Origin of the sequence: Rummeliibacillus pycnus, assembly GCF_002884495.1 — a bacterium.
Classification (GTDB): domain Bacteria; phylum Bacillota; class Bacilli; order Bacillales_A; family Planococcaceae; genus Rummeliibacillus; species Rummeliibacillus pycnus.
In genome coordinates this window covers 1,135,523-1,159,444 of the sequence record NZ_KZ614145.1, presented here as the reverse complement: position 1 = coordinate 1,159,444, position 23,922 = coordinate 1,135,523, and the positions used below count along the sequence as shown (strand labels likewise).

The 23,922-nt window shown below is 33.4% G+C and carries 24 protein-coding genes, 2 tRNA genes and 1 riboswitch; of the genes, 17 read left to right on the top strand and 9 right to left on the bottom strand.

From position 1 onward, the window contains the following. Nucleotides 1-135: 135 nt before the first annotated feature. A riboswitch (SAM riboswitch) is annotated at nucleotides 136-240 on the top strand. A gap of 82 nt (nucleotides 241-322) precedes the next feature. Continuing rightward, entirely contained in the window at nucleotides 323-1,231 is a 909-nt protein-coding gene (gene metA / locus CEF14_RS05880) for a homoserine O-acetyltransferase MetA (RefSeq protein WP_102691996.1), read from the top strand. Between the two features lie 495 nt (nucleotides 1,232-1,726). Beyond that, entirely contained in the window at nucleotides 1,727-3,676 is a 1,950-nt protein-coding gene (locus CEF14_RS05875; RefSeq protein ID WP_102691995.1) for an elongation factor G, read from the top strand. A gap of 259 nt (nucleotides 3,677-3,935) precedes the next feature. On the opposite strand, the gene CEF14_RS05870 is transcribed toward CEF14_RS05875, so the two are convergent. After that, nucleotides 3,936-4,009: transfer RNA gene (locus tag CEF14_RS05870), tRNA-Lys, on the bottom strand. A 296-nt stretch (nucleotides 4,010-4,305) separates the two neighbouring features. Between CEF14_RS05870 and CEF14_RS05865 the strand changes: the two genes are divergently transcribed. Beyond that, entirely contained in the window at nucleotides 4,306-4,698 is a 393-nt protein-coding gene (locus CEF14_RS05865; RefSeq protein WP_102691994.1) for a hypothetical protein, read from the top strand. A 91-nt stretch (nucleotides 4,699-4,789) separates the two neighbouring features. Here CEF14_RS05865 and CEF14_RS05860 read toward each other — a convergent pair whose 3' ends face one another. Genes CEF14_RS05860 through CEF14_RS05850 form a run of 3 tightly spaced genes read right to left on the bottom strand, consistent with a single transcriptional unit; the run spans nucleotide 4,790 to nucleotide 6,722 of the window. Then, on the bottom strand, nucleotides 4,790-5,194 hold the full coding sequence (locus tag CEF14_RS05860; RefSeq protein ID WP_102691993.1) for a 5-carboxymethyl-2-hydroxymuconate Delta-isomerase: 405 nt from the start codon (nucleotides 5,192-5,194) through the stop codon (nucleotides 4,790-4,792). A 17-nt stretch (nucleotides 5,195-5,211) separates the two neighbouring features. Further along, entirely contained in the window at nucleotides 5,212-5,970 is a 759-nt protein-coding gene (locus CEF14_RS05855; protein ID WP_102691992.1) for a fumarylacetoacetate hydrolase family protein, read from the bottom strand. A gap of 26 nt (nucleotides 5,971-5,996) precedes the next feature. Further along, nucleotides 5,997-6,722, bottom strand: coding sequence for a fumarylacetoacetate hydrolase family protein (locus tag CEF14_RS05850; protein WP_211284566.1), 726 nt, complete (start codon nucleotides 6,720-6,722; stop codon nucleotides 5,997-5,999). Nucleotides 6,723-6,994: 272 nt separating this feature from the next. On the opposite strand from CEF14_RS05850, the gene CEF14_RS05845 reads away from it, so the two are divergent. Together CEF14_RS05845 and CEF14_RS05840 are read left to right on the top strand one after the other, a co-directional pair. After that, nucleotides 6,995-7,369, top strand: coding sequence for a DUF485 domain-containing protein (locus CEF14_RS05845; RefSeq protein ID WP_102691991.1), 375 nt, complete (start codon nucleotides 6,995-6,997; stop codon nucleotides 7,367-7,369). Then, the gene (locus CEF14_RS05840) at nucleotides 7,370-8,926 is read left to right on the top strand and encodes a solute symporter family protein (RefSeq protein ID WP_102691990.1); all 1,557 of its coding nucleotides are present in this window, start codon (nucleotides 7,370-7,372) and stop codon (nucleotides 8,924-8,926) included. 133 nt (nucleotides 8,927-9,059) lie between these two features. Here CEF14_RS05840 and CEF14_RS05835 read toward each other — a convergent pair whose 3' ends face one another. After that, nucleotides 9,060-9,947, bottom strand: coding sequence for a LysR family transcriptional regulator (locus CEF14_RS05835; protein ID WP_102691989.1), 888 nt, complete (start codon nucleotides 9,945-9,947; stop codon nucleotides 9,060-9,062). A 155-nt stretch (nucleotides 9,948-10,102) separates the two neighbouring features. On the opposite strand from CEF14_RS05835, the gene hpaI reads away from it, so the two are divergent. From hpaI to betB, 7 genes are all read left to right on the top strand, one after another. Next, complete coding sequence (gene hpaI / locus CEF14_RS05830; RefSeq protein ID WP_102691988.1) at nucleotides 10,103-11,032, top strand: 2,4-dihydroxyhept-2-ene-1,7-dioic acid aldolase; 930 nt, start codon at nucleotides 10,103-10,105, stop codon at nucleotides 11,030-11,032. Nucleotides 11,033-11,149: 117 nt separating this feature from the next. Continuing rightward, nucleotides 11,150-12,664 (top strand): 5-carboxymethyl-2-hydroxymuconate semialdehyde dehydrogenase, encoded by a 1,515-nt coding sequence (hpaE, locus tag CEF14_RS05825; protein WP_102691987.1) that lies wholly within the window; start codon nucleotides 11,150-11,152, stop codon nucleotides 12,662-12,664. 20 nt (nucleotides 12,665-12,684) lie between these two features. Then, entirely contained in the window at nucleotides 12,685-14,166 is a 1,482-nt protein-coding gene (hpaB, locus tag CEF14_RS05820; protein ID WP_102691986.1) for a 4-hydroxyphenylacetate 3-monooxygenase, oxygenase component, read from the top strand. A 34-nt stretch (nucleotides 14,167-14,200) separates the two neighbouring features. Then, nucleotides 14,201-15,190, top strand: a complete 990-nt coding sequence (gene hpaD / locus CEF14_RS05815) for a 3,4-dihydroxyphenylacetate 2,3-dioxygenase (RefSeq protein WP_102691985.1) — start codon at nucleotides 14,201-14,203, stop codon at nucleotides 15,188-15,190. Between the two features lie 178 nt (nucleotides 15,191-15,368). Then, nucleotides 15,369-15,830 (top strand): flavin reductase family protein, encoded by a 462-nt coding sequence (locus tag CEF14_RS05810; protein ID WP_102691984.1) that lies wholly within the window; start codon nucleotides 15,369-15,371, stop codon nucleotides 15,828-15,830. A gap of 18 nt (nucleotides 15,831-15,848) precedes the next feature. After that, a complete protein-coding gene (locus CEF14_RS05805) occupies nucleotides 15,849-16,736 on the top strand; it encodes an FAD synthetase family protein (protein ID WP_102691983.1) in 888 nt (295 codons plus the stop codon). Continuing rightward, nucleotides 16,711-18,180, top strand: coding sequence for a betaine-aldehyde dehydrogenase (betB, locus tag CEF14_RS05800; RefSeq protein ID WP_102691982.1), 1,470 nt, complete (start codon nucleotides 16,711-16,713; stop codon nucleotides 18,178-18,180). Before CEF14_RS05805 ends, betB begins: the two co-directional genes overlap by 26 nt. Nucleotides 18,181-18,291: 111 nt before the next feature. On the opposite strand, the gene CEF14_RS05795 is transcribed toward betB, so the two are convergent. Next, complete coding sequence (locus CEF14_RS05795) at nucleotides 18,292-19,053, bottom strand: hypothetical protein (RefSeq protein ID WP_102691981.1); 762 nt, start codon at nucleotides 19,051-19,053, stop codon at nucleotides 18,292-18,294. 104 nt (nucleotides 19,054-19,157) lie between these two features. On the opposite strand from CEF14_RS05795, the gene CEF14_RS05790 reads away from it, so the two are divergent. The 4 genes from CEF14_RS05790 to CEF14_RS05775 all read left to right on the top strand — a co-directional run bounded on the left by CEF14_RS05790 (nucleotide 19,158) and on the right by CEF14_RS05775 (nucleotide 21,756). Further along, a complete protein-coding gene (locus CEF14_RS05790) occupies nucleotides 19,158-19,760 on the top strand; it encodes an AAA family ATPase (RefSeq protein ID WP_245890062.1) in 603 nt (200 codons plus the stop codon). Nucleotides 19,761-19,786: 26 nt separating this feature from the next. Then, a complete protein-coding gene (locus CEF14_RS05785) occupies nucleotides 19,787-20,281 on the top strand; it encodes a GNAT family N-acetyltransferase (RefSeq protein ID WP_170061454.1) in 495 nt (164 codons plus the stop codon). 161 nt (nucleotides 20,282-20,442) lie between these two features. Beyond that, nucleotides 20,443-21,519 carry a YeeE/YedE thiosulfate transporter family protein gene (locus CEF14_RS05780; RefSeq protein WP_102691978.1) on the top strand — a complete coding sequence of 359 codons (1,077 nt, stop codon included), beginning with the start codon at nucleotides 20,443-20,445 and terminating at the stop codon, nucleotides 21,517-21,519. A gap of 12 nt (nucleotides 21,520-21,531) precedes the next feature. Continuing rightward, complete coding sequence (locus CEF14_RS05775) at nucleotides 21,532-21,756, top strand: sulfurtransferase TusA family protein (protein WP_102691977.1); 225 nt, start codon at nucleotides 21,532-21,534, stop codon at nucleotides 21,754-21,756. A 114-nt stretch (nucleotides 21,757-21,870) separates the two neighbouring features. On the opposite strand, the gene CEF14_RS05770 is transcribed toward CEF14_RS05775, so the two are convergent. The 3 genes from CEF14_RS05770 to CEF14_RS05760 all read right to left on the bottom strand — a co-directional run bounded on the left by CEF14_RS05770 (nucleotide 21,871) and on the right by CEF14_RS05760 (nucleotide 23,183). Continuing rightward, the gene (locus CEF14_RS05770; protein WP_102691976.1) at nucleotides 21,871-22,170 is read right to left on the bottom strand and encodes a hypothetical protein; all 300 of its coding nucleotides are present in this window, start codon (nucleotides 22,168-22,170) and stop codon (nucleotides 21,871-21,873) included. A gap of 123 nt (nucleotides 22,171-22,293) precedes the next feature. Further along, a tRNA-Lys gene (locus tag CEF14_RS05765) sits at nucleotides 22,294-22,367 on the bottom strand. A gap of 315 nt (nucleotides 22,368-22,682) precedes the next feature. Next, the gene (locus tag CEF14_RS05760; protein WP_102691975.1) at nucleotides 22,683-23,183 is read right to left on the bottom strand and encodes a CarD family transcriptional regulator; all 501 of its coding nucleotides are present in this window, start codon (nucleotides 23,181-23,183) and stop codon (nucleotides 22,683-22,685) included. A 141-nt stretch (nucleotides 23,184-23,324) separates the two neighbouring features. Here CEF14_RS05760 and CEF14_RS05755 point away from each other — a divergent pair, with 141 nt between their 5' ends. Continuing rightward, entirely contained in the window at nucleotides 23,325-23,759 is a 435-nt protein-coding gene (locus tag CEF14_RS05755) for a MarR family winged helix-turn-helix transcriptional regulator (RefSeq protein WP_102691974.1), read from the top strand. Nucleotides 23,760-23,922 lie beyond the last annotated feature (163 nt).

Sequence of the window (23,922 nt, the reverse complement as noted above, 5' to 3'; positions counted from 1 at the left end):
TGTGTGGAATATTTAAAACCTACAATCTTTATAAGGTTAATAATCTTTATATATCAACGTTTAAGCTTGAATTTTAATTGTCAGAAAAGTTTGCATTAATGATATGAAAGTGTTAGGATTACATTAACTACATAATTCTTATCAAGAGAAGCTGAGGGAAATGGCCCAATGACGCTTCAGCAACCTCTGCATTGCAGAAAGGTGCTAAGTCCTACAAGACAATGTCTTGAAAGATAAGAAAAAGAAGAACTCAAATTACTTGAAACCTCTTTTCTTATCATAGAAAAGAGGTTTTATTTTTTATGAAAAGGAGCGTTTACGAATGCCAATTAATATTCCGAAAGATTTACCAGCAGCTGAGCTTTTAAAAAAAGAGAAAATATTTGTAATGGATGAGGTACGATCTAAAAGTCAAAATATTAGACCATTAAATATTGCAATTTTAAATTTAATGCCTCAAAAAGAAAAAACAGAGTTACAACTTCTTAGATTACTAGGAAATACACCGTTACAAACAAATGTAACATTTTTAAATACTGCAACACATGAATCAAAAAATGTCAGCAAATCACATTTAGAAACATTCTATTCAACCTATGAAGAAGTAAAACATCGACGTTTTGATGGCCTTATTATTACAGGGGCGCCAATCGAATTAATGGAATTTGAAGACGTAGATTTTTGGGATGAAATTCAAGCCATTATGGACTGGTCAAAGACAAATGTTACATCAGTACTCCATATTTGTTGGGGCGCACAAGCTGCACTTTATCACCACTTTGGTATTGGAAAGTTCCCATTACCAGAAAAATGTACAGGAGTTTTCCGACACACTGTAAATGATTCGACAGTTGAGTTGTTAAGAGGCTTTAATGATGTATTTACAGCACCTCACTCGCGAAATACATCTGTTTCACTGGAAGAGGTTGAGGCACATCCTGATTTAACCGTTTTATCTTCTTCAGATGAAGCTGGATTATTTATCGCTATCTCTAATGATGAAAAGTTAATTATGGTAACTGGTCATTTAGAATATGATGCTAATACATTGAAAGAAGAATATGAGCGGGATCTTGCAAAAGGTTTAGATGTTTCTGTTCCGAAACATTATTTCCCTAATAATGATCCAACAGAAGAACCATTAAATACATGGCGATCACATACCCATTTATTATTCTCTAATTGGTTAAACTATTATGTTTACCAAGAAACTCCATATGAATGGGAATAAATAGAGGCTAAATGAAAGAGCTGTCCAAAAAGTATGAATTGAATCATTCCATTTTAGAATGAATGATAATTTTTGCGGTACTAATCTATTGATTTCCGTTGCAGGTGGACGCTTTCCTCAATCTCTGAGGGGGCTCACCTGTCTCGCTTTTTTGGAGGATATTAAATGAACTTCACTGAAAAAACATCGCACGAAGAAAATGCGTATGCATTTTCGAGGAGTAGCCACCTGAAACGAAGATCAACATTCTAATTTATAAAATGAAAATAAGTCAGTTAAGAAAAGCAGATAATTAGAAGCATCATATTTTATTTAATATAGACTTGTCGGATGGCTCGGTTCTTTCGTTAATTTAAATTGCCGTATTACAAGTTGCTACATACCTTAGCTTTTCAAAGTCAAACCCTAAACATTCACATAGAACTTTATAAATGATAAATTCCACAAGTATAAGATATACTAGTTTCTAGTGTTGTAAGAAATGAGGAACTTATTATGTTTAAGACAATCGGGGTTTTAGCGCATGTTGACGCAGGAAAAACAACTTTTTCTGAACAACTGCTCTATCATACAAATAGTATAAAAGAGCTTGGGCGTGTCGATCACAAAGATGCATTTTTGGATAATCATATAATTGAGAGAGAACGTGGTATAACAGTTTTTGCCGAGCAAGGACGTATTATAGATGGTGAAGATATTTATACAATTATTGACACGCCAGGGCATGTAGACTTTTCTCCTGAAATGGAAAGAGCAATTCAAGTATTAGATTATGCAATTGTAATAGTCAGTGCAGCGGACGGTGTTGAGGGACATACAGAAACTGTTTGGCAACTGCTAAGAAAGTATCATGTTCCTACTTTTATCTTTATCAATAAAATAGATCGTGAAGGAGCAGATGTAGATAAGGTTATTGAAGAAATGCAGCAGGAACTTTCGCCCAACATTCTTTCAATAACACATCAATTATCTACACACTCTATATCCGAACAATTGCTTGATTTTATTGTTGAAAGAGATGATGAATTACTTGAAAAGTATATGGAACAAGATCTTAATAGACATCAAGTATTAAAAAAATTCCGCCAATTGATTCAGGACGGAGAGATCTTTCCGTGTGCTGAAGGTTCAGCTTTAAAAGGTATAGGAATCATGGAATTTTTTGAACAGATAACGATTTTAACTGAAACAAACTTTAATGATGAACAACCTTTTACTGCAAAAGTTTTTAAGATTCGGCATGATGATAAAAAACAACGAATCACATTCATGAAAGCTATAACAGGAAAGTTAAAAGTTAGAGAAGAACTTCATTTTGGTGAATTATCAGAAAAAGTGACGGAAATTCGCCTTTATAATGGTCATAAATATGGAGTGGTAAAAGAAATACAAGCAGGTGAAGTTTTTGCGGTAACGGGCATTACAAAAGCTACTATCGGTGATGTGATAGGAGAAATAGCGACTAATAACAAACAGGTATTTGAGCTTGTACCTACATTACAATCTAAAGTTGTAAATGAGGGAACAGAACATATTAAAGATGTATTGGCCAACTTCATGTTATTAGATGCAGAAGATCCATCACTGCATGTTATATGGAATGAAAAATTCCAGGAAATACATATTCATGTAATGGGGATTATCCAAATAGAAGTTTTGATGGAAGTGGTAAAAGAACGTTTTGGACTTCAAGTACATTTTGAAAATCCACAAATTCTATATATGGAAACAATTGATCATACAGTTATGGGATACGGCCATTTTGAACCTTTGAAGCATTATGCAGAAGTACATTTGAAAATGGAACCCACTAAAAGAGGTGTGGGTATCGTATTTGAAAATAAATGTCATGCAGATGATTTATCAATCGGTCATCAACGATTAATAGAACAACATATTTTTGAAAAAGAACATCATGGGGTATTAACGGGATTTCCTATCACAGATATCAAATTTACACTTGTTACTGGTAGAGCTCATATTAAACACACTGAAGGTGGCGATTTCCGAGAAGCGACATATCGTGCTATTCGTCAAGGCCTTGAACAAACTGAAAATAGTCTATTAGAGCCTTATTATTCTTTTAAGATGAAAGCTTCTAGTGAACTTGTTGGTCGAATGATGACAGATATTCAACAAGCATTTGGGGAATTTGAAACACCAATTCTACTAGAAAGTAAAGCAATTATTAAAGGGAGAGTGCCTGTTTCTACATTTATGAATTACAGCACTACCTTTGCAGCGTATACAAACGGAAAAGGTGCACTATCTTTAACGTATAGTGGCTACGATACTTGCCATAATTCAAAGGAAATAATCGAGAACATCAAATACAATAAAGATGCAGATTCAGAATATACTTCTTCGAGTATTTTTTGCGCAAAAGGAAAAGGCTATGTTGTACCTTGGGATGAAGCTGAAGCAGCAATGCACTGTGGTAAATAAAATAATGCGTAAGTTCGTTTAAAAGACAATTATGTATTCATAACTGTTGGATAGTAATAAAGAATGGTTACTAGATCGTTCAATTGTGAGTAATTTGGTTAATTCATAATTATACGCATAGGGTGTTGATTCGTTATTGAAGACTGATCAACACTTTTTAATTTTTAGTAGTTTATTTCTTTTATAATATTAAAATATTATTTAAATATCATAAAAAATAAAAAGAACATCATCAACAGATGATGTTCTTTTTTAAGTATGGGCGTAGTGGGGGTCGAACCCACAACCCCCTGATTAAGAGTCAGGTGCGCTAGCCAATTGCGCCATACGCCCGTTGCCTTATGACATAAATTATAATAACGCTATATTCTTATAATGTCAAGAGTGAATTATTAACTTTTTTTCTTTTTGTAGAACATTTTATTAGATAAGTATTGAACAAGAGTATTTTCTAAAATTCTGTAGAATCTATTTGTATTACTTAAAATATTACAGATAAGTAAAATATATTGAAAATGGTACTTGAAAGAGAATCTGTCGCATAGATATGAACATACTTACATAAGAGATGGACAGTCTTGAAAAGTGGTAAATAGTCTAATAATTAAAAGTTTATCTAGGAGGAAAATATGAAAAAACTATTAATATTACTGATTATACTCATTCTATTAACCGGTTGTGGAGCAGGAACTAATAGAAAACAGTTGGAAGATAATATCAACGAAAAATTCTTAGGTGAATGGGAAGGGAATATTGAAATACCTCTAACACCCTTAACAATTAATTTGAAGCTAGATAAAAGCGATGGTTCATTGTCGGTTCCAGAGCAAGGATTAAAGAATTATCCTTTAGAAAGTATCTATTCGGATGGGAACATGATCAATATTGTTATTAATTTCAAAGGTTCTAAAATCAAAATAGTAGGCGAATTAAAAAGAGATCGAATTGATGGTACTTTTATTCAGAATGGACAAACCTATTTAATTGAACTAAAACCATTTGAAGAACAGCCATTATTGTAAAAATAGGTTTATATACAATTTAAAAAAATAAAACTATTTGAAAAGAGCATCTCAAACGAGATGCTCTTTTCAAATGTTGATGTTAAATTGTTTATACCTTTTCTGAAGATTGCTGTTTAAACTTTTGATGTAAATTATTAAGTTTGTATGTTCCAGCTTCACTAAACTCGTATAGTTCTAAAGATAGTGCAAAATAACGCTCACTATAAATTGTGTTAAAATGATCTTTCATCATTTCAAATAATTCATCACAGGTTTCTTTTTTATCTTCATGACTTCTTCCAGCTCCGATTTTTAATGTAGCATGAACAAAAGCATAATCTTCTTTACCATCAGCAATAAAATAGTCATGTAATTGAATGGCACGTGATCGGATTCCGCCTACAGGAAATAAGGGACTTTTCGATATTAAAATTTCATTCACTTTTTTTAATAGTACCTGGATATTTGCTTGACTTGCAATATTATCGGTATATTCTAATATAAAATGCGGCATAAATTATTTCATCCTCCCTATACTTTTACCGAAACAGGGTTAGCAATAATAGTATTTTGTAGGGAACCGATCCCTTCAATTTCTGTAAGGACTTGATCACCTACTTTTGTATCTACAGAGCCTTTTGGTGTTCCTGTTAAAATAATGTCATTTTCATTTAAAGTCATAAAACTACTTAAATATTCGATTAGATCTTGGATGTTAAAAATCATGTCCTTCGTTGATCCATGCTGAACAAGCTCACCATTAATATAAGTTTTTAGTTCTAAGTTCATAGGATCTTTTATATCTTCCTTATCTACTAGCCAAGGACCAATTGGCGTTAAGGAATCGCGATTTTTAACACGTAAATTGGGGCGATAATAATTTTCTAAATAATCTCGTATTGCATAGTCATTACATACCGAATAACCTTTAATGTATTCATATGCATCTTCTTTTTTTATATTTTTTCCTGACTTTCCTAGGACAACTGCCAACTCACATTCATAATGCATATAGCTAACATCTTCAGGACGAACTGCTTCACTTTTGTGACCAGTTAATGTATTTGGTCCTTTCAGGAATACAAGAGGTTCTTTTGGAGCAGTAAATGATAGTTCAGCGGCATGATCTGCGTAATTTAAACCCAATGCAAAAATTGTATGTGGTTTAACTGGTGGTAGCCAGACAACATCATCTACAGAAACAAGTTGACCTGAATCTAAGCGCAACGAATCAAATTCTTCTATAGCATTATGGATTTTTCCTTTATATGCAACTATTGCATGCTTCATATGATTTCCTCCTTTTTCTGAATGACTCAAAATACTTTAATTTCATTTGTCAAAGTACCTATTTGATCGATTGTAATACTAACCAAATCACCATCATTTACAAGAGGTGGATTTGATGGAATGCCCGTTAGTAATACATCACCAGCAGATAATGTCATAAATTCTGTAACGTCTTCAAGAAGTTGACCAATTGAACGTATTAAACCACTAGTCGAGACTTGTTTTTTTAACTCTCCATTCACAAAAGTGGAGATTGTTAGATTATTCGGATCGTATATTGAATCAACACTTACAATATAAGGGCCGATTGGACAAAAGCCATCCCTTGATTTATGAAGAATTGCGGGACGATAGTAATTTTCATGTGGAATCGTAATATCATTAGCAATGGTATATCCTAAGATGAACTCCTTATATTGTTCTTTTTTTACTTTGTATGCATTTTTTTTAATAACAATTGCAAGAGTTCCGTTTGCTTGAACATTCTCAACGTCATTTGTTAAGGGAATAATTTTTTGATGTGCATTGAGAGTATTAGCAGGCTTAATATAGAGTATAGGTGCTTTCGGAAAATCATTATATGGCGCGGTAGTAAGAAGGGGTTTTAATTGATTAAATTCTTCTTGATAATTTAGTAGAGTACCATAGATCGTACCGCCAACAGGGTAGTCAATTGGAATCTGTTGGAGCATTTCTTTAGTCATTGTTTGCAATTGTGGTGTACCTTGATACTTTACATAAATTGTATTCATATGCTTCACTCCTTTGATTGTAATGGATAAATTATGGGAAAAATAGTTATTAAATTTAATATAAGTCAATTATTTAAATACTTAAAATATATTTTTTGTATATATAAGATACTTTTTTAGTATTATCATTAGCGTTTAAATTTTGGTACTATGACTGAAAAAGCTCAAAAGAAAGGGCTTACATATGGAAGGGAGTAGATGTTAGGAAAATCTTATTTACACAAAGGGGTCAAATTTGAAGACAATTGAATAATGAAAAGGGGATGATGTGATTGATTCAAACAGAACAACATGTTTCGCTAAAACAACCATCTCAAGAAATGACAGAAAATTTTGAAAACGAAAACAGTAAGATGGATTATGGCAAAATTGCAAAGTCAGATGTTTTTGTAAAAATGTGTAGGGAAAAAAAGAGATTTACGATCTATTACACTCTATTTTATTTGTTATATTCATTGATTTTGCCGTACTTAGCAATCTCAACTAACCTTTTAAACGGGAAAGTAATTGGTGAACTCTCGTGGGCATGGATTTACGGTATTTCTATGATTCCAATGGCGTTTATTGTGAGTAGTATTTATCTAAAAAAAGCAGACTACTTCGATAAAGAGGCAAAATCTATCTTAGAGAATCAGGAGGTGCTGTAGATGAGTATAAGCGTCATCATTATGTTTGCAGCGATTACGGTCATGACATTATTCATTACGTATTATGCATCCAAAAGAACAAAAACGGCTGGTTCTTTTTATACTGCTGGAGGGGCATTAACAGCAAGACAAAATGGTTTAGCTTTAGCTGGTGACTTTATGTCAGCATCTACATTTTTGGGGTTAATCGGGGCTTTCTCGTTAACTGGATATGATGGATTTTTTTTAATGTATCCAGCGTTAATTTCTTTTTTAGTGATATTATTTTTAGTTGCAGAGCCTTTACGGAATTTGGGGAAATATACCCTTGGTGACATGATTACAGCTCGTTATCGATATAAACAAGTACGAGGTGTAACAGCTATTAATACGATTGTGATTTCTGTTTTTTACATGTTAGGTCAACTAGTTGCTGCCGGTGCACTTTTCAAATTATTATTAGGCATTCCTTATAATGTTTCTGTTATTTTTGTAGGAATTGCAATGTTACTTTTTGTATTATTTGGGGGTATGACTGCTACAAGTTGGGTTCAAATTATAAAAGCGATCTTATTAATAGGTGGTACATTTATTTTATTCATACTTGCTATGATGAAGTTTAACTTTAATTTTATTGGCGTTTTTTCAGAAGTGAAAACAGCAACAACATTTGGTGCAGACTTTTTAAACCCTGGAATTAAATATAAGAGTAGTCTTGAGGGAATATCGTTAACATTAGGATTATTGTTAGGTACAGCTGGATTACCACATGTTTTAGTTCGCTTTTTAACGGTTCCGGATGGAAAAACAGCTAGAAAATCTGTTATTTGGCTAATGTGGCTTATGGGTTTATTCCACGTTATGGTAATCTTCTTAGGTCTTGCCGCAACAAAACTAGTGGGGACAGGTAAAATTATTGAAGCAAATCCTGCGGGGAATATGGCAGCTCCATTGTTAGCGCAATATCTTGGTGGAGGCTTTATGTTTGCATTTGTATCTGCAGTTTCTTTTGCAACAATCTTAGCCGTAGTTGCTGGTATAGTTATTACAGGTGCAACAGCATTCTCACATGATTTGTATAATGAAATATTCAAAAATGGTAAAGCGACTGAAAAACAACAAATGACGATGGTGAGAATTGCTTCTATTGTTATTACAATCATTGCTCTTGTTTTTTCATTGTTTTTACAACAATTCAATGTTGCATTTTTATCAACCCTTGCCATGACTTTAGCAGCAAGTTCAAATCTACCTGTTATCTTATTGACAATCTATTGGCGTAAATTCAATAAAACCGGTGCAATTACAGGAATGCTTGTTGGTTTAATAGGTACCATCTTATTAGTTGTAATAGGTCCTAACTTCTGGAGTCCTGTTCAAGGGCAAGCAATTTTCGTAGGGAATCCTATTTTTCCATTAGCATCTCCAGGGATTGTTTCGATACCACTTGGATTTATAGCATGCTATGTTGGAACGTTGATTGGAAATAGACAAGCTATTAAAGAGCCATCTAATTTTGATGAAATTTTAGTAAAGACTCAAACAGGTAGTGATATTGGTAAAGTTTTAAATCATTAATTAATACTATTTTCACAGTTAAAAGATTTCTTTAATTGCAGATTTGCTTAAAAACATACACAACAATAAAAGGTATCGAGAGGACATCTCTCTGATACCTTTTGTTATTTGCTAAATGTTTTTTCTGAAGAAACTAATAATATGAATCAAAAGATTCAATGAATAATTGTGTGCATTTGGATAAGTGACGATCTTTTAGCCAAATGATACCTGACTCAGAATGAATGTTTGCATCTGTAATTTCAACTACATGAAGATTATCGTGTGAGATATTCTCAATTGCCCCTAGTGGAACGATCGTCGCGCCAATTTCTGAATTTGCTAGTAAAAACAATATACTAACGTCTGGACATTCAAGAATAATATGGGGGTTAAGGTGCTGGTCTTTGAATGCTTTTGTGATGATTTCATATTGACCCGTTCCATGAATCCGGTGTAATAGCATTAGTGGAAACTGTTGCACATCTTCTAATGTGATTTTATGTTCATTTGATAATAAGTGTTTCCATGTCTTAGGGATAATTAAAACGTAAGGTTCATTTTTAAACGCTTTCATTGCAAAATGTTCATGATCAATTGGAAAACGCGTAATGGCTACTTCAATACTTCTGTCCATCAATAAATCGCAAATTTGAGCAGTATCACCTTCAATTATATGGAATAGGACTTCTGGGTATTCAGCACGGAAAAACTGGATTCGTTCTGGTAAGTAAGAAAAGCATGTCTTACTGACGCCTATTGACAATTTCCCCCGAATCCCTTCATTAATTTCTTTTACTTTCATTTTAATGTCTTCAAGATCAGAGAGAAGCTTTTGAGAATTCTCATAAAGTGCTTTACCTGAGTCTGTTAATAATAATTTCCGACCTTTTCTTTCAAATAATACAACCCCTAACTCGCTTTCTAATTGCTTTAATTGTTGGCTTAAGGGTGGCTGAGCCATATGTAATTTAGCTGCAGCTTTTGTAATTTGTCCCTCTGAAACAATTGTACAAAAGTAATAGAGTTGTTTGATGTCCATACAAATCCCCCTTCGTCTTTGAGTGGATGCAAAAAATGAAGACCTATATTTTTTTTGTATTAATTAGGAATGAAATTGGTATTTTTATTCTAATTTACCACATGATACGATATTTTTGTAAGTAAATTCAAAAAATTTAGAAAAGGAGAGATTCCATGACAAACTTTGCAGAAGCTAAAAAACGTTTACGTGGATCGATATCACCAGTCATCACACCATTTAATGAGGATGGATCAATAGACTTTGAATCATTTGAAAATCTAGTAAATTGGCATATAGAAAGTGGTAGCCATGGTATTTCTGTTACAGGAACATCTGGTGAACCAAGTTCCTTAACAATTGATGAGCGTATACAAGTTATGGAGACAGCTATAAAAGTAATTGACGGACGTGTCCCATTTGTCCCTGGTACTGGATCCACAAATCATCAAGAAGCTCTTCTTTTAACAAAGAAAGCAGAAGAACTAGGAGCTGATGCAGTACTAGTGATTGTTCCTTATTATAATCGTCCTTCACAACATGCTTTGTTCAAGCATTTTAAAACAATTGCTGATGAAGTTCCTAACTTACCAATCATCTTATACAACATTCCTGGACGAACAGCAGTCAATTTGGAAATCGATACAATGGTTAAATTAAAAGAAGCATGTCCCAATATTATAGGTGTTAAAGAATCCAACAAAGATTTTGAACACATTAACCGTGTACTTAATCGATGTGGACGTGATTTCAATGTATATTCAGGTATTGAATTATTATGTTACCCATTACTAGCAATAGGGGGAGCGGGACATATCAGTGCAACTGCCAATATTGTACCTGATAAAGTAGCAGAAGTTTATAACGCTTGGGTTGAAGGTGATGTAAAGCGTTCACAAGATTTACATTATGCGTTGATGGATTTAAATGATGTATTGTTTAAAGATACAAATCCAGCACCAGTGAAAGCAGCTCTTGGAATGATGGGGAAAATTAAGCCAGTACTTCGTTTACCAATGGACTTACCAACCCAACAATTACAAGATGAAATTCGCAAAATTGTTTCTCAGCATGTTGAACTTCCGGAAGCAATTACTACAAAATAAAAATTTCTGTAACAAAGTATCTTCACTTAACTTAATTGAACAGAATATTCACTATTCTAAATATGTAAACGTTATCATTTTGAAGATACTTTGATACATACTGAAGGGATGAGTTAAATGACAAATTCAATCACTGAGCAATCCATTAGACAAGTAATTGTAAAAGACATTTCTTTGTATATTAATGGTCAATTTGTGCCTGCAAAATCAGGCAAAACTTTTGGAAATATAAATCCTTTTTCAAATGAGCAGATCAATAATATTGCAGCTGGGGATTTAGACGATGTAAATGAGGCAGTTGCTTCAGCAAAAATAGCATTTGACACACAATGGAAAGATTTAAAAATTTCAGAGCGTATGAAATACATTCTTAAAATTGCAGATCTGATTGAAGAAGAAGCAGAAGAAATTGCTTATTTAGAAGCAATTGATACAGGGCTGCCAATTAGTCAAACGCGAAACCAAGCAGAAAGAGCTGCTTCAAATTTCCGTTTTTACGCCAAGATGGTAGAAGCGCATTTGCATGGTCAGGCTTATCCAGTAGAAAATGATTTTATTAACTACACTTTACATCGTCCATTAGGAGTCGTTGGGCTGATTACACCATGGAATGCACCTTTTATGTTAGAAACTTGGAAAGTTGCACCAGCTTTAGCAACGGGTAATACTGTTATTTTAAAACCAGCAGAATTATCACCGTTAACAGCAAACAAATTAGCAGAAATTATTGATAAGGCAGGATTACCAAAAGGTGTATTTAATGTTGTTCATGGTTTTGGCGAAACTGCCGGTGATGCGCTAGTAAAACATCCAGATGTAAAAGCCATCTCTTTTACAGGTGAGACAGTAACAGGTTCGATTATTATCAAAAATGCAGCAGAGTCATTAAAAAAGACATCGATGGAGCTTGGTGGTAAATCACCGTTAATACTATTTGATGATGCAGATTTAGATCGTGCGTTGGATGCTGCAATATGGGGCATTTTCTCTTTTAACGGTGAACGGTGCACATCAAATTCACGTGTCTTTGTCCATAAAAACATTAAGAAAGAATTTATAGAAAAGTTAAAAGAACGAGTTTTAAATATTCGTATTGGTGATCCACTTGATGCAACTACTGAACTAGGGCCACTAATTGAAAAAGAACATTTTAATAAAGTGAAAAGCTATATTGAATTAGCAAAAGAAGAAGGCTGTGAAGTATTCCAAGGTATAGTGCCAGAGCAATTTAAAGCTGGAAACTATGTACCGCCAACATTGCTTCTAAATGCGAACAATGATATGAGGGTTTGCCAAGAGGAAATCTTCGGACCAGTTATGGCAGTTATTGAATTCGAAGAGGAAGAAGAAGTAATACAAGTTGCTAACAATGTGAAATATGGTTTGGCAGGTTTTGTTTGGACGCAAGATTTAACTCGTGGCCATCGTGTAGCGCAAGCAATTGAAGCTGGAATGATTTGGATTAATTCTCAAAATACCCGTGATTTGCGAATTCCATTTGGTGGAACAAAAGCGAGTGGAATTGGTCGTGAAGGTGGACATTATGCAATTTTTGAATTTTATACAGAGCCAACTGTAATTCATGTTGCAATTGGAAATCACCATATCCCACAATTCGGTAAAAAATCATAAAATGCGAAAGGATGATTCTTTTGGGAGCTAAAACAGGTGCGCAATATATTGAACGATTAAAAAAAGCAGGGAATAATATCTACTTACATGGAGAACGAGTAGAAGATGTAACGACTCATCCAGGTCTACAAGGTGTCATCAAATCAATGGCAAATTTATACGATTTACAATTCCAAAAACCGGAGAAAATGCTTTATACTTCACCCACGACAGGTGAAAAAGTAGGAACAACATTTTTACAACCAAAAACGATCGAAGATATTATTGTACGTCGTGAAGCAATCCAAGAATGGGCGCTAACTTCTGGAGGAATGATGGGACGCTCACCAGATTATTTAAATGCTGAAGTAATGGCAATGGGCGTTTCAAACGAACTATTTGCTGAAGCAGATCCAATGTTTGCTGAAAACGCTCGAAAATATTATGAGTATGCAAGAGAAAATGATATTAGTTTAACACATACATTGATCCATCCACAGGTAAATAGAGCAAAAGCACAACATGAACAAAAGGATGCTAATGTAGCACTTCATCTTGTTGAAAAAACGAAAGACGGTATTATCGTAGATGGTATTCGATTATTAGCAACTCAAGGTGGTATTACAGATGAAATTTTAGTATTCCCATCAACAGTGAAAAAAGCTGGTGAGCTTGATGATCCATATTCACTTGCATTTGCAATTCCAAACAATACAAAAGGCTTAAAATTCATTAGCCGTGAATCATTTGATTACAACAAAAATGATTACGATCATCCACTTGGTTCTCGTTTTGAAGAAGGAGATGCAATTGTATCTTTTGAAAACGTTTTCGTACCATGGGAACGAGTATTTGTTTGTGGAAACTCTTCGATTTGTAATAGAACATTCCGAGAAACAAATGCAGTTGTGCATATGAGTCACCAAGTAGTATCAAAAAATATTATTAAAACTGAATTTGTACTTGGAGTTGCATTGTCGATGATGGACGCGATTGGTATTGATGGGTTTCAACATGTCAAAGACAAAGGCACGGAGATTATGCTAACGCTGGAAGGGCTAAAATCTCATTTATATCGAGCAGAACATAATGCCAAATTAGATAAATGGGGTACGATGACACCTGATTTCGAAGCATTGGATGCAGCACGTACATGGTTCCCACGTATCTATCCAAAATTAACAGAAATTATTCGTATTCTTGGTGCATCAGGTTTAATGGGAATACCAACTCAAGCGGATTTTGATCATCCAGAAATTGGTCAAATTATTCACCGTGGCTTACAAGGTAAAAACCTTGAAGGATACGAACGAGTTCAATTATTCCGTTTAGCTTGGGATATGACAATGAGTGCATTCGGAAGTCGTCAATCACATTATGAATACTATTTCTTCGGTGACCCGATTCGAATGGGAATGTCTTATTTTGATAACTATCAAGCAAAAGAATGTTTAAAAAATCGTGTGACAGATTTTTTAGGGAAAACCGCTAGTTCAGCTACTAACAACTTTATCAAAATCTAAAACATTTTTTAAATAGAGATAGGGGGATATTTTAATGGCTACAAATTTTGATATTATTCGTACAGCACGTGCTATTTTACATGTTACAGATTTAGATAGATCAGAAGCGTTTTATACAAAAGGATTAGGTTTAATTGTTACTGAAAGAACGGAAGACGCTCTATACCTTAGAGGTCTAGAAGAACATGTACATCATAGTTTAGTATTAAAAAAATCAGAAAAACCTGTTGTTGAAGCAATCAGTTATAAAGTGAGATCTGAAGATGACTTAGAGAAATTAGCTACACTTTTTGAGAAGCATCATTTGAAGATTAAATGGTTAGAGGAAGGGTCACAACATGCAGTCGGTCGTGCATTACGAGTACAAGATATCTCAGGTTTACCAGTTGAATTTTTTGCCAAAATGGATGGGGCTGAACGTTTATTACAACGTTATGACTTATACCAAGGAGCAAAAGCACAACGTATTGATCATTTCAACTGTATGGTTTCAAATGTTGAAAAAGCGTATAACTTCTATTTAAATGAACTTGATTTCTCGTGTTCTGAATATACAACTGATGATGAAGATCGCATATGGGCAGCATGGATACACCGTAAGCCATCAGTTCATGATGTTGCATTTATGAATGGTGAGGGACCAAGACTACATCATGTTGCATTTTGGTTAAGTGATCCGATGAGTCTTATTCAAGGTTGCGATGTATTAGCAGCCTTAGGATATTCGGAAAACATTGAACGTGGCCCAGCTCGCCATGGTTTATCCAATGCATTCTTCTTATATTTACGTGATCCAGATGGACATCGAATCGAACTATATAATGGTGATTATTTAACAAGTGATCCAGATTTTAATCCAGTTCGCTGGGATTTAAATGATAAACGTCGCCAAACATTCTGGGGAGCAGAAGCACCAGACTCTTGGTTTGAAGAGGCATCAACAGTTATTGATATTGAAACAAGTGAAGTAATTTCAACTTCTCCAGGTGAATTAAAGCAAGCAAAACCAATATTTGCGATTTAGAAAGAAGATCTCGTATCTTCTTTCTAGATCTTACTCTAGATTCGAAAGATTTAAATATATACCAAAAATCTTCATATCAAAGATAATGTTCATTAATGGTCGTGGTGAAAAATGAAAGCTAGTGAGTATTCTTCATTAGCATCGAAAATGATTAAACCTAAATATAGGGGGGACTCGTATGGACGATCGTTTATTTAGAAATACAATGGGAAAATTCGCAACAGGAGTAACAGTTATTACTACAGCAGTAGATGGTGAGCCATATGGTATGACAGCAAATGCCTTTATGTCTGTATCACTTTCACCAAAGCTAATTGTTGTGTCTATTGGAGAAAATGCTCAGATGAATGCAAGAATTGCTGAAACAGGAGAATTTGGAGTAAGTTTCTTAGCAGAAAATCAAAAAGATTTATCAATGATTTTTGCCGGACAAATTAAGGAAAATCTGAATGTACAATTTAAATGGCAAAATAATCTTCCGGTTATCGAAAATGCACTTGCAAATTTGACTTGTAAAGTTTTTAACACACATGTAGAAGGGGACCACACGCTTTATGTCGGAGAGGTAACAAGTTTAGATGTAGTAGAAGGAAATAATCCACTCATATTTTTTGAGGGGAAATATCAAGAAATACATTAATAGAAGGGAGAGGGGATTATGGAAGTTATTCAGTTCGATTCAGAATTAGACGTAAAAGATTTTTTTGCAGAAAAACCATGTGTATTAGCGTTAGGTTTTTTTGATGGAGTGCATAAAGGTCATCAGGCGTTGATTGAAGTTGCACGATCCATTGCAAAAGAAAAGTCGCTTGAACTTGCAATAATGACTTTTTTCCCTCATCCAAATAACATCATTCCAAATAAGAAAAAAATTGAACAATACTTAACACCCTTAAAGGATAAATGTGATATATTTGAAAAATTAAACATTGAAAAGGTATATATTGTAAACTTTAATCCTAATTTTTCAAAAGTTCACTATAAGCAATTTATAGAAGATTATATAGTAGGTTTACAATGTAAACATGTTGTAGCTGGGTATGATTTTACCTTTGGTTATTTAGGAGAAGGGAATATGAATAAGTTACAAACAGAGAGTAAACATCGTTTTGATGTAAGTGTGATCGATAGAGTCGATTATAAAAAGAAGAAAATCAGTTCAACAGCAATTCGAGAATTGTTAAATTTAGGTCTTGTTCATAAAATCCCTGACTATTTAGGTGCAAATTATTTTGTAAAAGGCACCTTAAAACGTCAAAATAACCGATTGTATATAGAAGTTGATGATCAATATCAACTACCTGCTGCAGGTTTATATATAGTGGAAATAGAACTAAAAGAACTTAGTTATATTGAAAACTGTATGATCTCAAATAGTCAATTTGTACGTTTATTAGATGACTTTACAACGAACAGTAAATTCACTCATCAGGTATCTGTTACGCTACATCTATTAGAAAAGCAAGCGAATACAATTTATGTAGTACCAATTCAATCATCAAAATTTAGGGAGGACGGCAATGAAAAAGTACCACTTATTTATTGATGGAATGTGGAAAGATGCAGTTTTAGGTAAAACATTTTATTCGTATAATCCATCTACTGGAGAAGCATATGCTGAAATTGCAGAAGCAGGTGCAGAGGATGTTGATATAGCAGTTAATGCTGCTCGGAATGCTTTTGAAAACAGTGAATGGTCAAATATGACGCCAAGTGATCGAGGACGTTTGTTGATGAAAGTAGCTAACATATTAAGAGAAAATATAGATCGATTAGCGACGATTGAATCAACAGATAATGGGTTGCCAATCAATGAAACAAAATATATTGCTATTCCGAGTATGATAGATGTATTAGAGTTTTATGCTGGTTTGGCTAATAAAATTCAAGGTAGCACTTTATCATCTCCAAGTAATCGTTTTAATTACACATTAAAAGAACCTTTAGGAGTTGTTGGTGCAATCGTACCTTGGAATTTTCCTCTTATGTTGACGATGTGGAAACTTGCACCAGCATTAGCTGCAGGAAATACGATTGTGATTAAACCTTCAGAACATACCCCTATAAGTATTTTAGAAATGGTAAAGTTGTTTCAAGAAGCTGGGATTCCAGATGGTGTGATCAACGTTGTACCTGGATTTGGGAAGGACGCAGGAAATGCCTTAGTTTCACATCCAGGTATTGATAAAATTGCATTTACAGGTTCTACAAAAACAGGTCAGCTTATTATGCAAACGGCTAGCAAAAATATCACAGAAGTTAGTTTAGAGTTAGGCGGAAAATCTCCAAATATCGTATTTGAGGATGCCAATATAGAGCATGCTGTGAACGGTGCAATGTTTGGTATTTTCTTTGCACAAGGACAAGTTTGTGCTTCTGGAACTCGCCTTTTTGTCCAAGAAACAATTTACGATGAATTTGTAAACCGCTTTATCGAAAAGGCTCAACAAATTCGAGTAGGAAATCCGTTAGATGAAGGAACCCAAATGGGACCACAAACTAGTTTAGATCAATTAGAAAAAATTGAATATTATGTAAACAAGGGTATTGATGAAGGGGCTACATTATTACTGGGTGGTGAGCGTCATAAGAACATTCAAAATGGCTATTACTTTACACCAACAGTATTTGGTGACGTTACCAACGATATGACCATAGCACGTGAAGAAATATTTGGTCCAGTATTATCTATTATTCGTTTTAAAAATGAAGAAGAAGTGATTCAACAAGCAAATGATACCTTATATGGGTTAGCAGCAGGCGTTTGGACATCCAATTTACAACGCGCACATCGAATGACTCAAAAATTAAAAGCAGGAACTGTTTATGTCAATACATTTAGCATGTTAGATACTGTAGCACCTTTTGGCGGTATGAAACAAAGTGGTATCGGACGGGAATTAGGTATAGAGGCATTACAAATGTACACTACAACAAAACATGTTTGGATTGATTTAAACGAAGATGGTTTTAATTGGTATGGTGTTTAAAATCAATATTGTACAACGTTTGTTTTAGTTATTTCTTACAAAAAAGCGAATTCGAAATTTTCGAATTCGCTTTTTTGAGGGATGAATGATCAATAATTGTCCTGTTTTATCCTATAGAGCTTTTAAAAAATCCGTTATGGCAAAATGCTCTGACAACGGTATTTTTCTGCCAGCTTCATGCCACTCATTATAGTGTTTAAAAACTTTATGTACATCGCCACTATAGCGTTCTTCAACTAAATGTTTGATAGCTTGTGAACTGCGCCAATAATCGATCATTATTGCTGTTAAACTCTTTGCTTCATAACTTCCAGCACCAAAATCATCTAATGAATGTTGAGCATATGTATTTTTGAATATTCGAATCATCTCACGTTCAATATTCATCTTGACACAAAATTTATCCTCTGATAGCGTCAATTTTTGTGACAAATATTCACACATTCCCTCTTCAAACCAAATGCTATCATGTCTTTCATCATCAAATTCATCAACAAATAAATCAATATGATGTGTTAATTCATGTGCTAATATACAAAAAACATGATCAATCGTAATCGTCTTGTAATAGTTTTCAACCATTGTATTATTTTGTTCCTCTAATTGCGCTAAATAAAAATCGCTCCATTCTTTGACATTTGGAGTCATATAAATAACATCTTTATTTGTAAAAGCAGGAATGGGAACATTGGAAAATATACAAGTGGCAATCTCATTTGAAGTCCATACAATCGCTTTAGGAAAATCATTTAACTCAAAATGTTCTTCTAATTTTCTTAGATATTGCTGTAATTTTAGATTTAGTTGATTGATATATGATTTATTTATTTCTAAATCTTCAATTGTTTCAAAAGCAAATAGTTGTTTAATCATAATATGCTCCTTCTTTATTTAGCTAGGGGTGTATTTTATTATCTTAAAAATATTCTATAAATATTTTCAAATACCTTGTTAAACTGTTGTATTTTAATTTTAAAATGTGTAATATTATGGGAATATTAGCGGTTTTTGAAAGGGGGGGATTAAAACTTGTTTTACTTTTTGGACCACAAGCAGTTGGGAAAATGACTGTTGGACAAGAGCTTGAGAAAATTACTGGGTTAAAGCTATTTCATAACCATATGACAATTGATTTACTGGAACCTTTTTTTGGATTTTCACCAGATATGTGGAGATTGACAACTCTTTTTAGAGAAGAAATTTTTAAATTGTTTTCACAAACAGATCAATACGGCATAATCTTTACATTTGTTTGGGCATTTGATTTAAAAGAGGATTGGGACTTTGTTGAAAAAGTGTGTGAAATTTTTCAACAGAACGGATCAGATATTTATTTTATAGAATTAGAAGCTGATATTACAGAACGACTTAAAAGAAATAGCACAGAAAATAGACTTATACATAAACCAACAAAACGTAAGATCAATCAATCTGAATCAGATTTACTAAATAGTTTCGAAAAACATAGATTAAACTCTACTAAAGGTGAAATCAAACAAGAAAACTATTTAAAAATTAATAATACGAAGATCGCTGCAGAAGAAGTGGCACAGATGATAAAAAAACATTTTCAAATCTAAATATAAGTTGAAAAGAGGGATTGAAATTGAGAATTCGAGAAATTGAAGAACGCGATGCAGAAGCATTTTTGAGATTATTATGTGAAATAGACGATTCAAACAATATGTTATATAACCCTGGTGAGCGAAAAACAACAGTTGAAATACAAAGAAAAATCATTCAAGCATTCAATAAGAAACAACGTTCAACTTTTTTTGTTGCGGAGGAAAAAGAAAGATTGATTGGCTATATCGGAATTATGGCAGGAGATTTACAAAGAACTAAACATATAGGCCGTTTAGTTATAGGGGTTTCACAGCAATCGAGGGGGTTGGGTATAGGAACAAAATTATTCCAAGAAGTCTTTGAATGGATAAGAGAAAAGCATTTTTCGAGATTAGAATTGACTGTTCTTGTTTCGAACGATGTAGCCATTAAATTATATGAAAAAATGGGATTTGTGAAAGAAGGAAAGCGCATTGACTCGTTATTAATTGATGGTCAATTTGTGGATGAATGGTGCATGTTTAAAAGGGTGTAAATGTTAAATTGATCTCGATATACGTATAAAGCGTGTATCGAGATTTTTTATATTATTTACTATTCATATTAATTTAATATGAATTTACCATTGCAAAAATTCAAACTTATGAATATAATTAATACCAATAAGTTTACTAAGGATAAAAATGAGGTGAGAAAATGACTTTAATGATTTTTACCGGTTTACTTTGCGGGGCAGCATTAGGATTCGTTTTACAGAGGGGAAGATTCTGTTTAACGGGTGGTTTTCGTGATATGTATCTAGCAAAAGATAACCGAATGTTTTATGCACTTTTATTAGCAATTGCCATTCAAAGTGTTGGTGTATTTTCACTGATTCATTTTGGATTTGTACAATATGATGCAGGCACTTTTTCATGGGTTGCCATTGTGATTGGAGCATTCATCTTCGGAGTGGGAATTGTACTAGCTGGAGGATGTGCAACAGGAACTTGGTATCGAGCAGCAGAAGGATTGATTGGTAGTTGGATTGCACTAATTTTCTATATGATTACTAGTGCTATGATGAAGTCGGGTGTTCTTTTACCGATTAATCAAAAAATATCTTCCATTGAAGTTCACAATAACTCAATTTCAACATCATTGGGTTTGAATGTTTGGGTGTTGATTGCTATTTTAGTAGTGATTGTAGCATTGATCATGATTAAAGAATCAAGAAAGTCTAAAATTGTTATTCCATCATTAAAACCGAAAAAAACGGGGATTTCCCATCTATTATTTGAAAAACGCTGGCATCCATATTTCACAGCATCACTTATAGGGATCATTGCAATTATTGCATGGCCTTTAAGTGAAGCAACAGGACGAAATTTTGGATTAGGGATTACTACTCCATCTGCAAATATTGTTCAATATTTAGTAATTGCCGATAAATCTTTTCTGAACTGGGGCGTATTCTTAGTATTAGGGATCTTTATAGGTTCATTTATTGCAGCGAAAGGTAGCAACGAATTCCGATTACGTGTACCAGATGTAAAAACCATTGTATCAAGCCTATTTGGTGGCATCTTCATGGGAATTGGAGCAAGTCTAGCGGGTGGATGTACGATTGGAAATGGTCTTGTAAGTACAGCCATGATGACTTGGCAAGGCTGGATTTCACTAGCATTTATGATTTTAGGTGTATGGACAGCTTCTTACTTTGTCTATGTAAGACCTAGAGTGAAAAAACAAGCAGTCGCAAAACAAGCAGTTAGTCCAGCATCATCACATTAGGAGGAGTAAAGTATGACAAAAGTATTAGAAACTATGGGGCAAGTGTGTCCGTTTCCTTTAATTGAAGCAAAAAATGCAATGGAAGAAATAAAATCAGGTGAAGACTTGATCATTAACTTTGATTGTACACAAGCAACAGAAAGTATTCCAAGATGGGCTGCAGAAGAAGGCCATAAAGTGACAAACTATGAACAACTAAGCGAGGCATCTTGGACAATTACAGTTCAAAAGAAATAGAAATCTATTATTGAACGAGCAAAAGACAATGCGACTAAGATTAGTAGGCATTGTCTTTTTTTATTGGGAATTACAAAGTTAAAGAAAGGAATATCGCCTAATTAAGTTCACATGCTAAAAAGGTTGTATCCATTCGAAGTAGTTTAACAAGATCAATATAGAAAAACAACATAATGCGGATGAAATGACAAATTGATTTTTCATGAGAATTGGTTTTACTCGTTTCCACATAATGGTTACTAATTGAATTAGAATGAAATAGAAGAAAAGTTCAGGAAATGCTATAAAGATCGTAAAGTCCCCAATACCCATAATGATTTCTACTAAAAGTAATAATCCAAAAGTAGATAAATGTAAAGTATAATAACGTAAATTTAAATGAATATTATAAAATAGTAATTTTAATCTCTCCATATGAATGCTCCTTTTAAAAATTTTTACTAGTATATACGTACAAGAATGGATTTAGTTTCAAAAAATGGATATCTGTATTTAGACAAAATAAAAAGAACATCATTAAATGATGTTCTTTTTGTATGGGCGTAGTGGGGGTCGAACCCACAACCCCCTGATTAAGAGTCAGGTGCGCTAGCCAATTGCGCCATACGCCCATTGCCTTATGACATAAATTATAATAACGCTATATTCTTATAATGTCAAGAGGGGAACTCGGAAATTATTAAAGTTCTTTTTGATGTTTATTTTATTAGAATATAGTCTTTAATGTTTTTATTTTGATATTGTGAGTATTTTCCATTTCGAATATGTGATTTTCTAAAAAAGTCTTTGCCATCGCTCTTTGAAAATGTTGAATTAGTTTGAAAGTAATAAATTTTTTTACTGCATTAATTCAAAATAACAAAATTGCTCACCCAGATTAAAGGTGAGCTTTACTGAAAATAGATATAGAAATGCAACAGGGAGTATTATAAGGGAAGATTCATTTCTTTATGAGCTAGTGCCTCAATAGTTGCCGGAGTTGTTTGTAGTGCAACTGCCATTTCTGCAAATAGTGTATGTTGAATAAATTCAAGAAACTTATTGTCTTGATTGGAAAGTTTTCTTTCTAAAAGTGCAAATTCAGATTTCTTTCGTAAAAGTGTAATCAATAAACTGACAATGTCATTACGATTACCATTATTGATCGTATTTTCAAACATTCGTACTCGATTTGAGTTGTTATCGATCCAATCTACACCTTTACTTGAAAATTGTTTAATCAATGCTTTCGATTCTTGGGCGTTAACTAAAGGCATGAAGCAACTTTCTGCACTATCTACCGGAATTCGTATAATTAATCCTTCTTTGTCAATCGGATGAAGAACATAATATAATTTTGTATGATCATTGAAAGTACTTTCACTTACCTCATCAATATGACAAATTCCATGTGTCGAATAAATAATCAAATCACCATCAGCATACATTTTAACGACCCCTTTAGTGTATTGTCAACTCAGTTGACAATATTAAGTATAGCCTTTCTAGTAGTATAATGTCAATCAAGTTGACGATTTAGGCATGCTGTTATAAAGTGTATTCATTAGAAATGATAGGAGTGAACTACCTTGTGTAGTCAATTAGAAGAACTTGATGTACTAGATTTATTGAGTAAACGACACATGATCTTAAGAAAGAAAGTAGAGCGTATGTGGAATGCTGCAAACAAAATTAAGATTTCAAATTCTGAATGGTATGTTATTTCGCATACATACAAAAAACAACCAACGATTGCTACTGTTACGAAACAGGTAGATATTACACGGCAAGCAACTCACAAATTAATTAAAGGACTAGAGCAAAAAGGTATAATGGAAGTCCATAATGCTTTGCATAATAAGAAAGATAAGTGTATCACTTTAACAATCTTTGGTGAATCCATATACGAAGAATATACAAAAATAAAAAACGAGTTAGAATCAGATATTTGTCACCATATCGGAAGAGAACAATTACAGCTTCTTAAATCGATAATAAGTAGTGATTGGGGAATAGAAGACTAATAAAATGAATTTTCAAGTCGTAGGTAACTTTTTCTAGTTAAAAAAGGACATCTTATAAAAACAATAAGGACGCCGAAGTTAATTTAATAATTACTAAATAATATTGGATCAGTTTGGTAATTAATTGCCAAAAAAATATTCAATAGAGGATTTTTGAAACTCT

Excerpts from the sequence above, each read along its gene's own strand:
- CEF14_RS05840 (WP_102691990.1), top strand. The coding sequence starts at position 7,370 with ATGAGTATAAGCGTCATCATTATGTTTGCAGCGATTACGGTCATGACA.
- metA (WP_102691996.1), top strand. The coding sequence starts at position 323 with ATGCCAATTAATATTCCGAAAGATTTACCAGCAGCTGAGCTTTTAAAA.
- CEF14_RS05760 (WP_102691975.1), bottom strand. The coding sequence starts at position 23,183 with ATGTATGCTGATGGTGATTTGATTATTTATTCGACACATGGAATTTGT.
- CEF14_RS05850 (WP_211284566.1), bottom strand. The coding sequence starts at position 6,722 with ATGAATACAATTTATGTAAAGTATCAAGGTACACCACAATTGCAAACA.
- CEF14_RS05855 (WP_102691992.1), bottom strand. The coding sequence starts at position 5,970 with ATGAAGCATGCAATAGTTGCATATAAAGGAAAAATCCATAATGCTATA.
- CEF14_RS05775 (WP_102691977.1), top strand. The coding sequence starts at position 21,532 with ATGACAAAAGTATTAGAAACTATGGGGCAAGTGTGTCCGTTTCCTTTA.
- CEF14_RS05790 (WP_245890062.1), top strand. The coding sequence starts at position 19,158 with ATGTGTAATATTATGGGAATATTAGCGGTTTTTGAAAGGGGGGGATTA.
- CEF14_RS05795 (WP_102691981.1), bottom strand. The coding sequence starts at position 19,053 with ATGATTAAACAACTATTTGCTTTTGAAACAATTGAAGATTTAGAAATA.
- hpaE (WP_102691987.1), top strand. The coding sequence starts at position 11,150 with ATGACAAATTCAATCACTGAGCAATCCATTAGACAAGTAATTGTAAAA.
- CEF14_RS05805 (WP_102691983.1), top strand. The coding sequence starts at position 15,849 with ATGGAAGTTATTCAGTTCGATTCAGAATTAGACGTAAAAGATTTTTTT.
- CEF14_RS05860 (WP_102691993.1), bottom strand. The coding sequence starts at position 5,194 with ATGCCGCATTTTATATTAGAATATACCGATAATATTGCAAGTCAAGCA.
- CEF14_RS05780 (WP_102691978.1), top strand. The coding sequence starts at position 20,443 with ATGACTTTAATGATTTTTACCGGTTTACTTTGCGGGGCAGCATTAGGA.
- hpaI (WP_102691988.1), top strand. The coding sequence starts at position 10,103 with ATGACAAACTTTGCAGAAGCTAAAAAACGTTTACGTGGATCGATATCA.
- CEF14_RS05835 (WP_102691989.1), bottom strand. The coding sequence starts at position 9,947 with ATGGACATCAAACAACTCTATTACTTTTGTACAATTGTTTCAGAGGGA.
- CEF14_RS05865 (WP_102691994.1), top strand. The coding sequence starts at position 4,306 with ATGAAAAAACTATTAATATTACTGATTATACTCATTCTATTAACCGGT.
- betB (WP_102691982.1), top strand. The coding sequence starts at position 16,711 with ATGAAAAAGTACCACTTATTTATTGATGGAATGTGGAAAGATGCAGTT.
- CEF14_RS05810 (WP_102691984.1), top strand. The coding sequence starts at position 15,369 with ATGGACGATCGTTTATTTAGAAATACAATGGGAAAATTCGCAACAGGA.
- CEF14_RS05875 (WP_102691995.1), top strand. The coding sequence starts at position 1,727 with ATGTTTAAGACAATCGGGGTTTTAGCGCATGTTGACGCAGGAAAAACA.
- hpaD (WP_102691985.1), top strand. The coding sequence starts at position 14,201 with ATGGCTACAAATTTTGATATTATTCGTACAGCACGTGCTATTTTACAT.
- CEF14_RS05770 (WP_102691976.1), bottom strand. The coding sequence starts at position 22,170 with ATGGAGAGATTAAAATTACTATTTTATAATATTCATTTAAATTTACGT.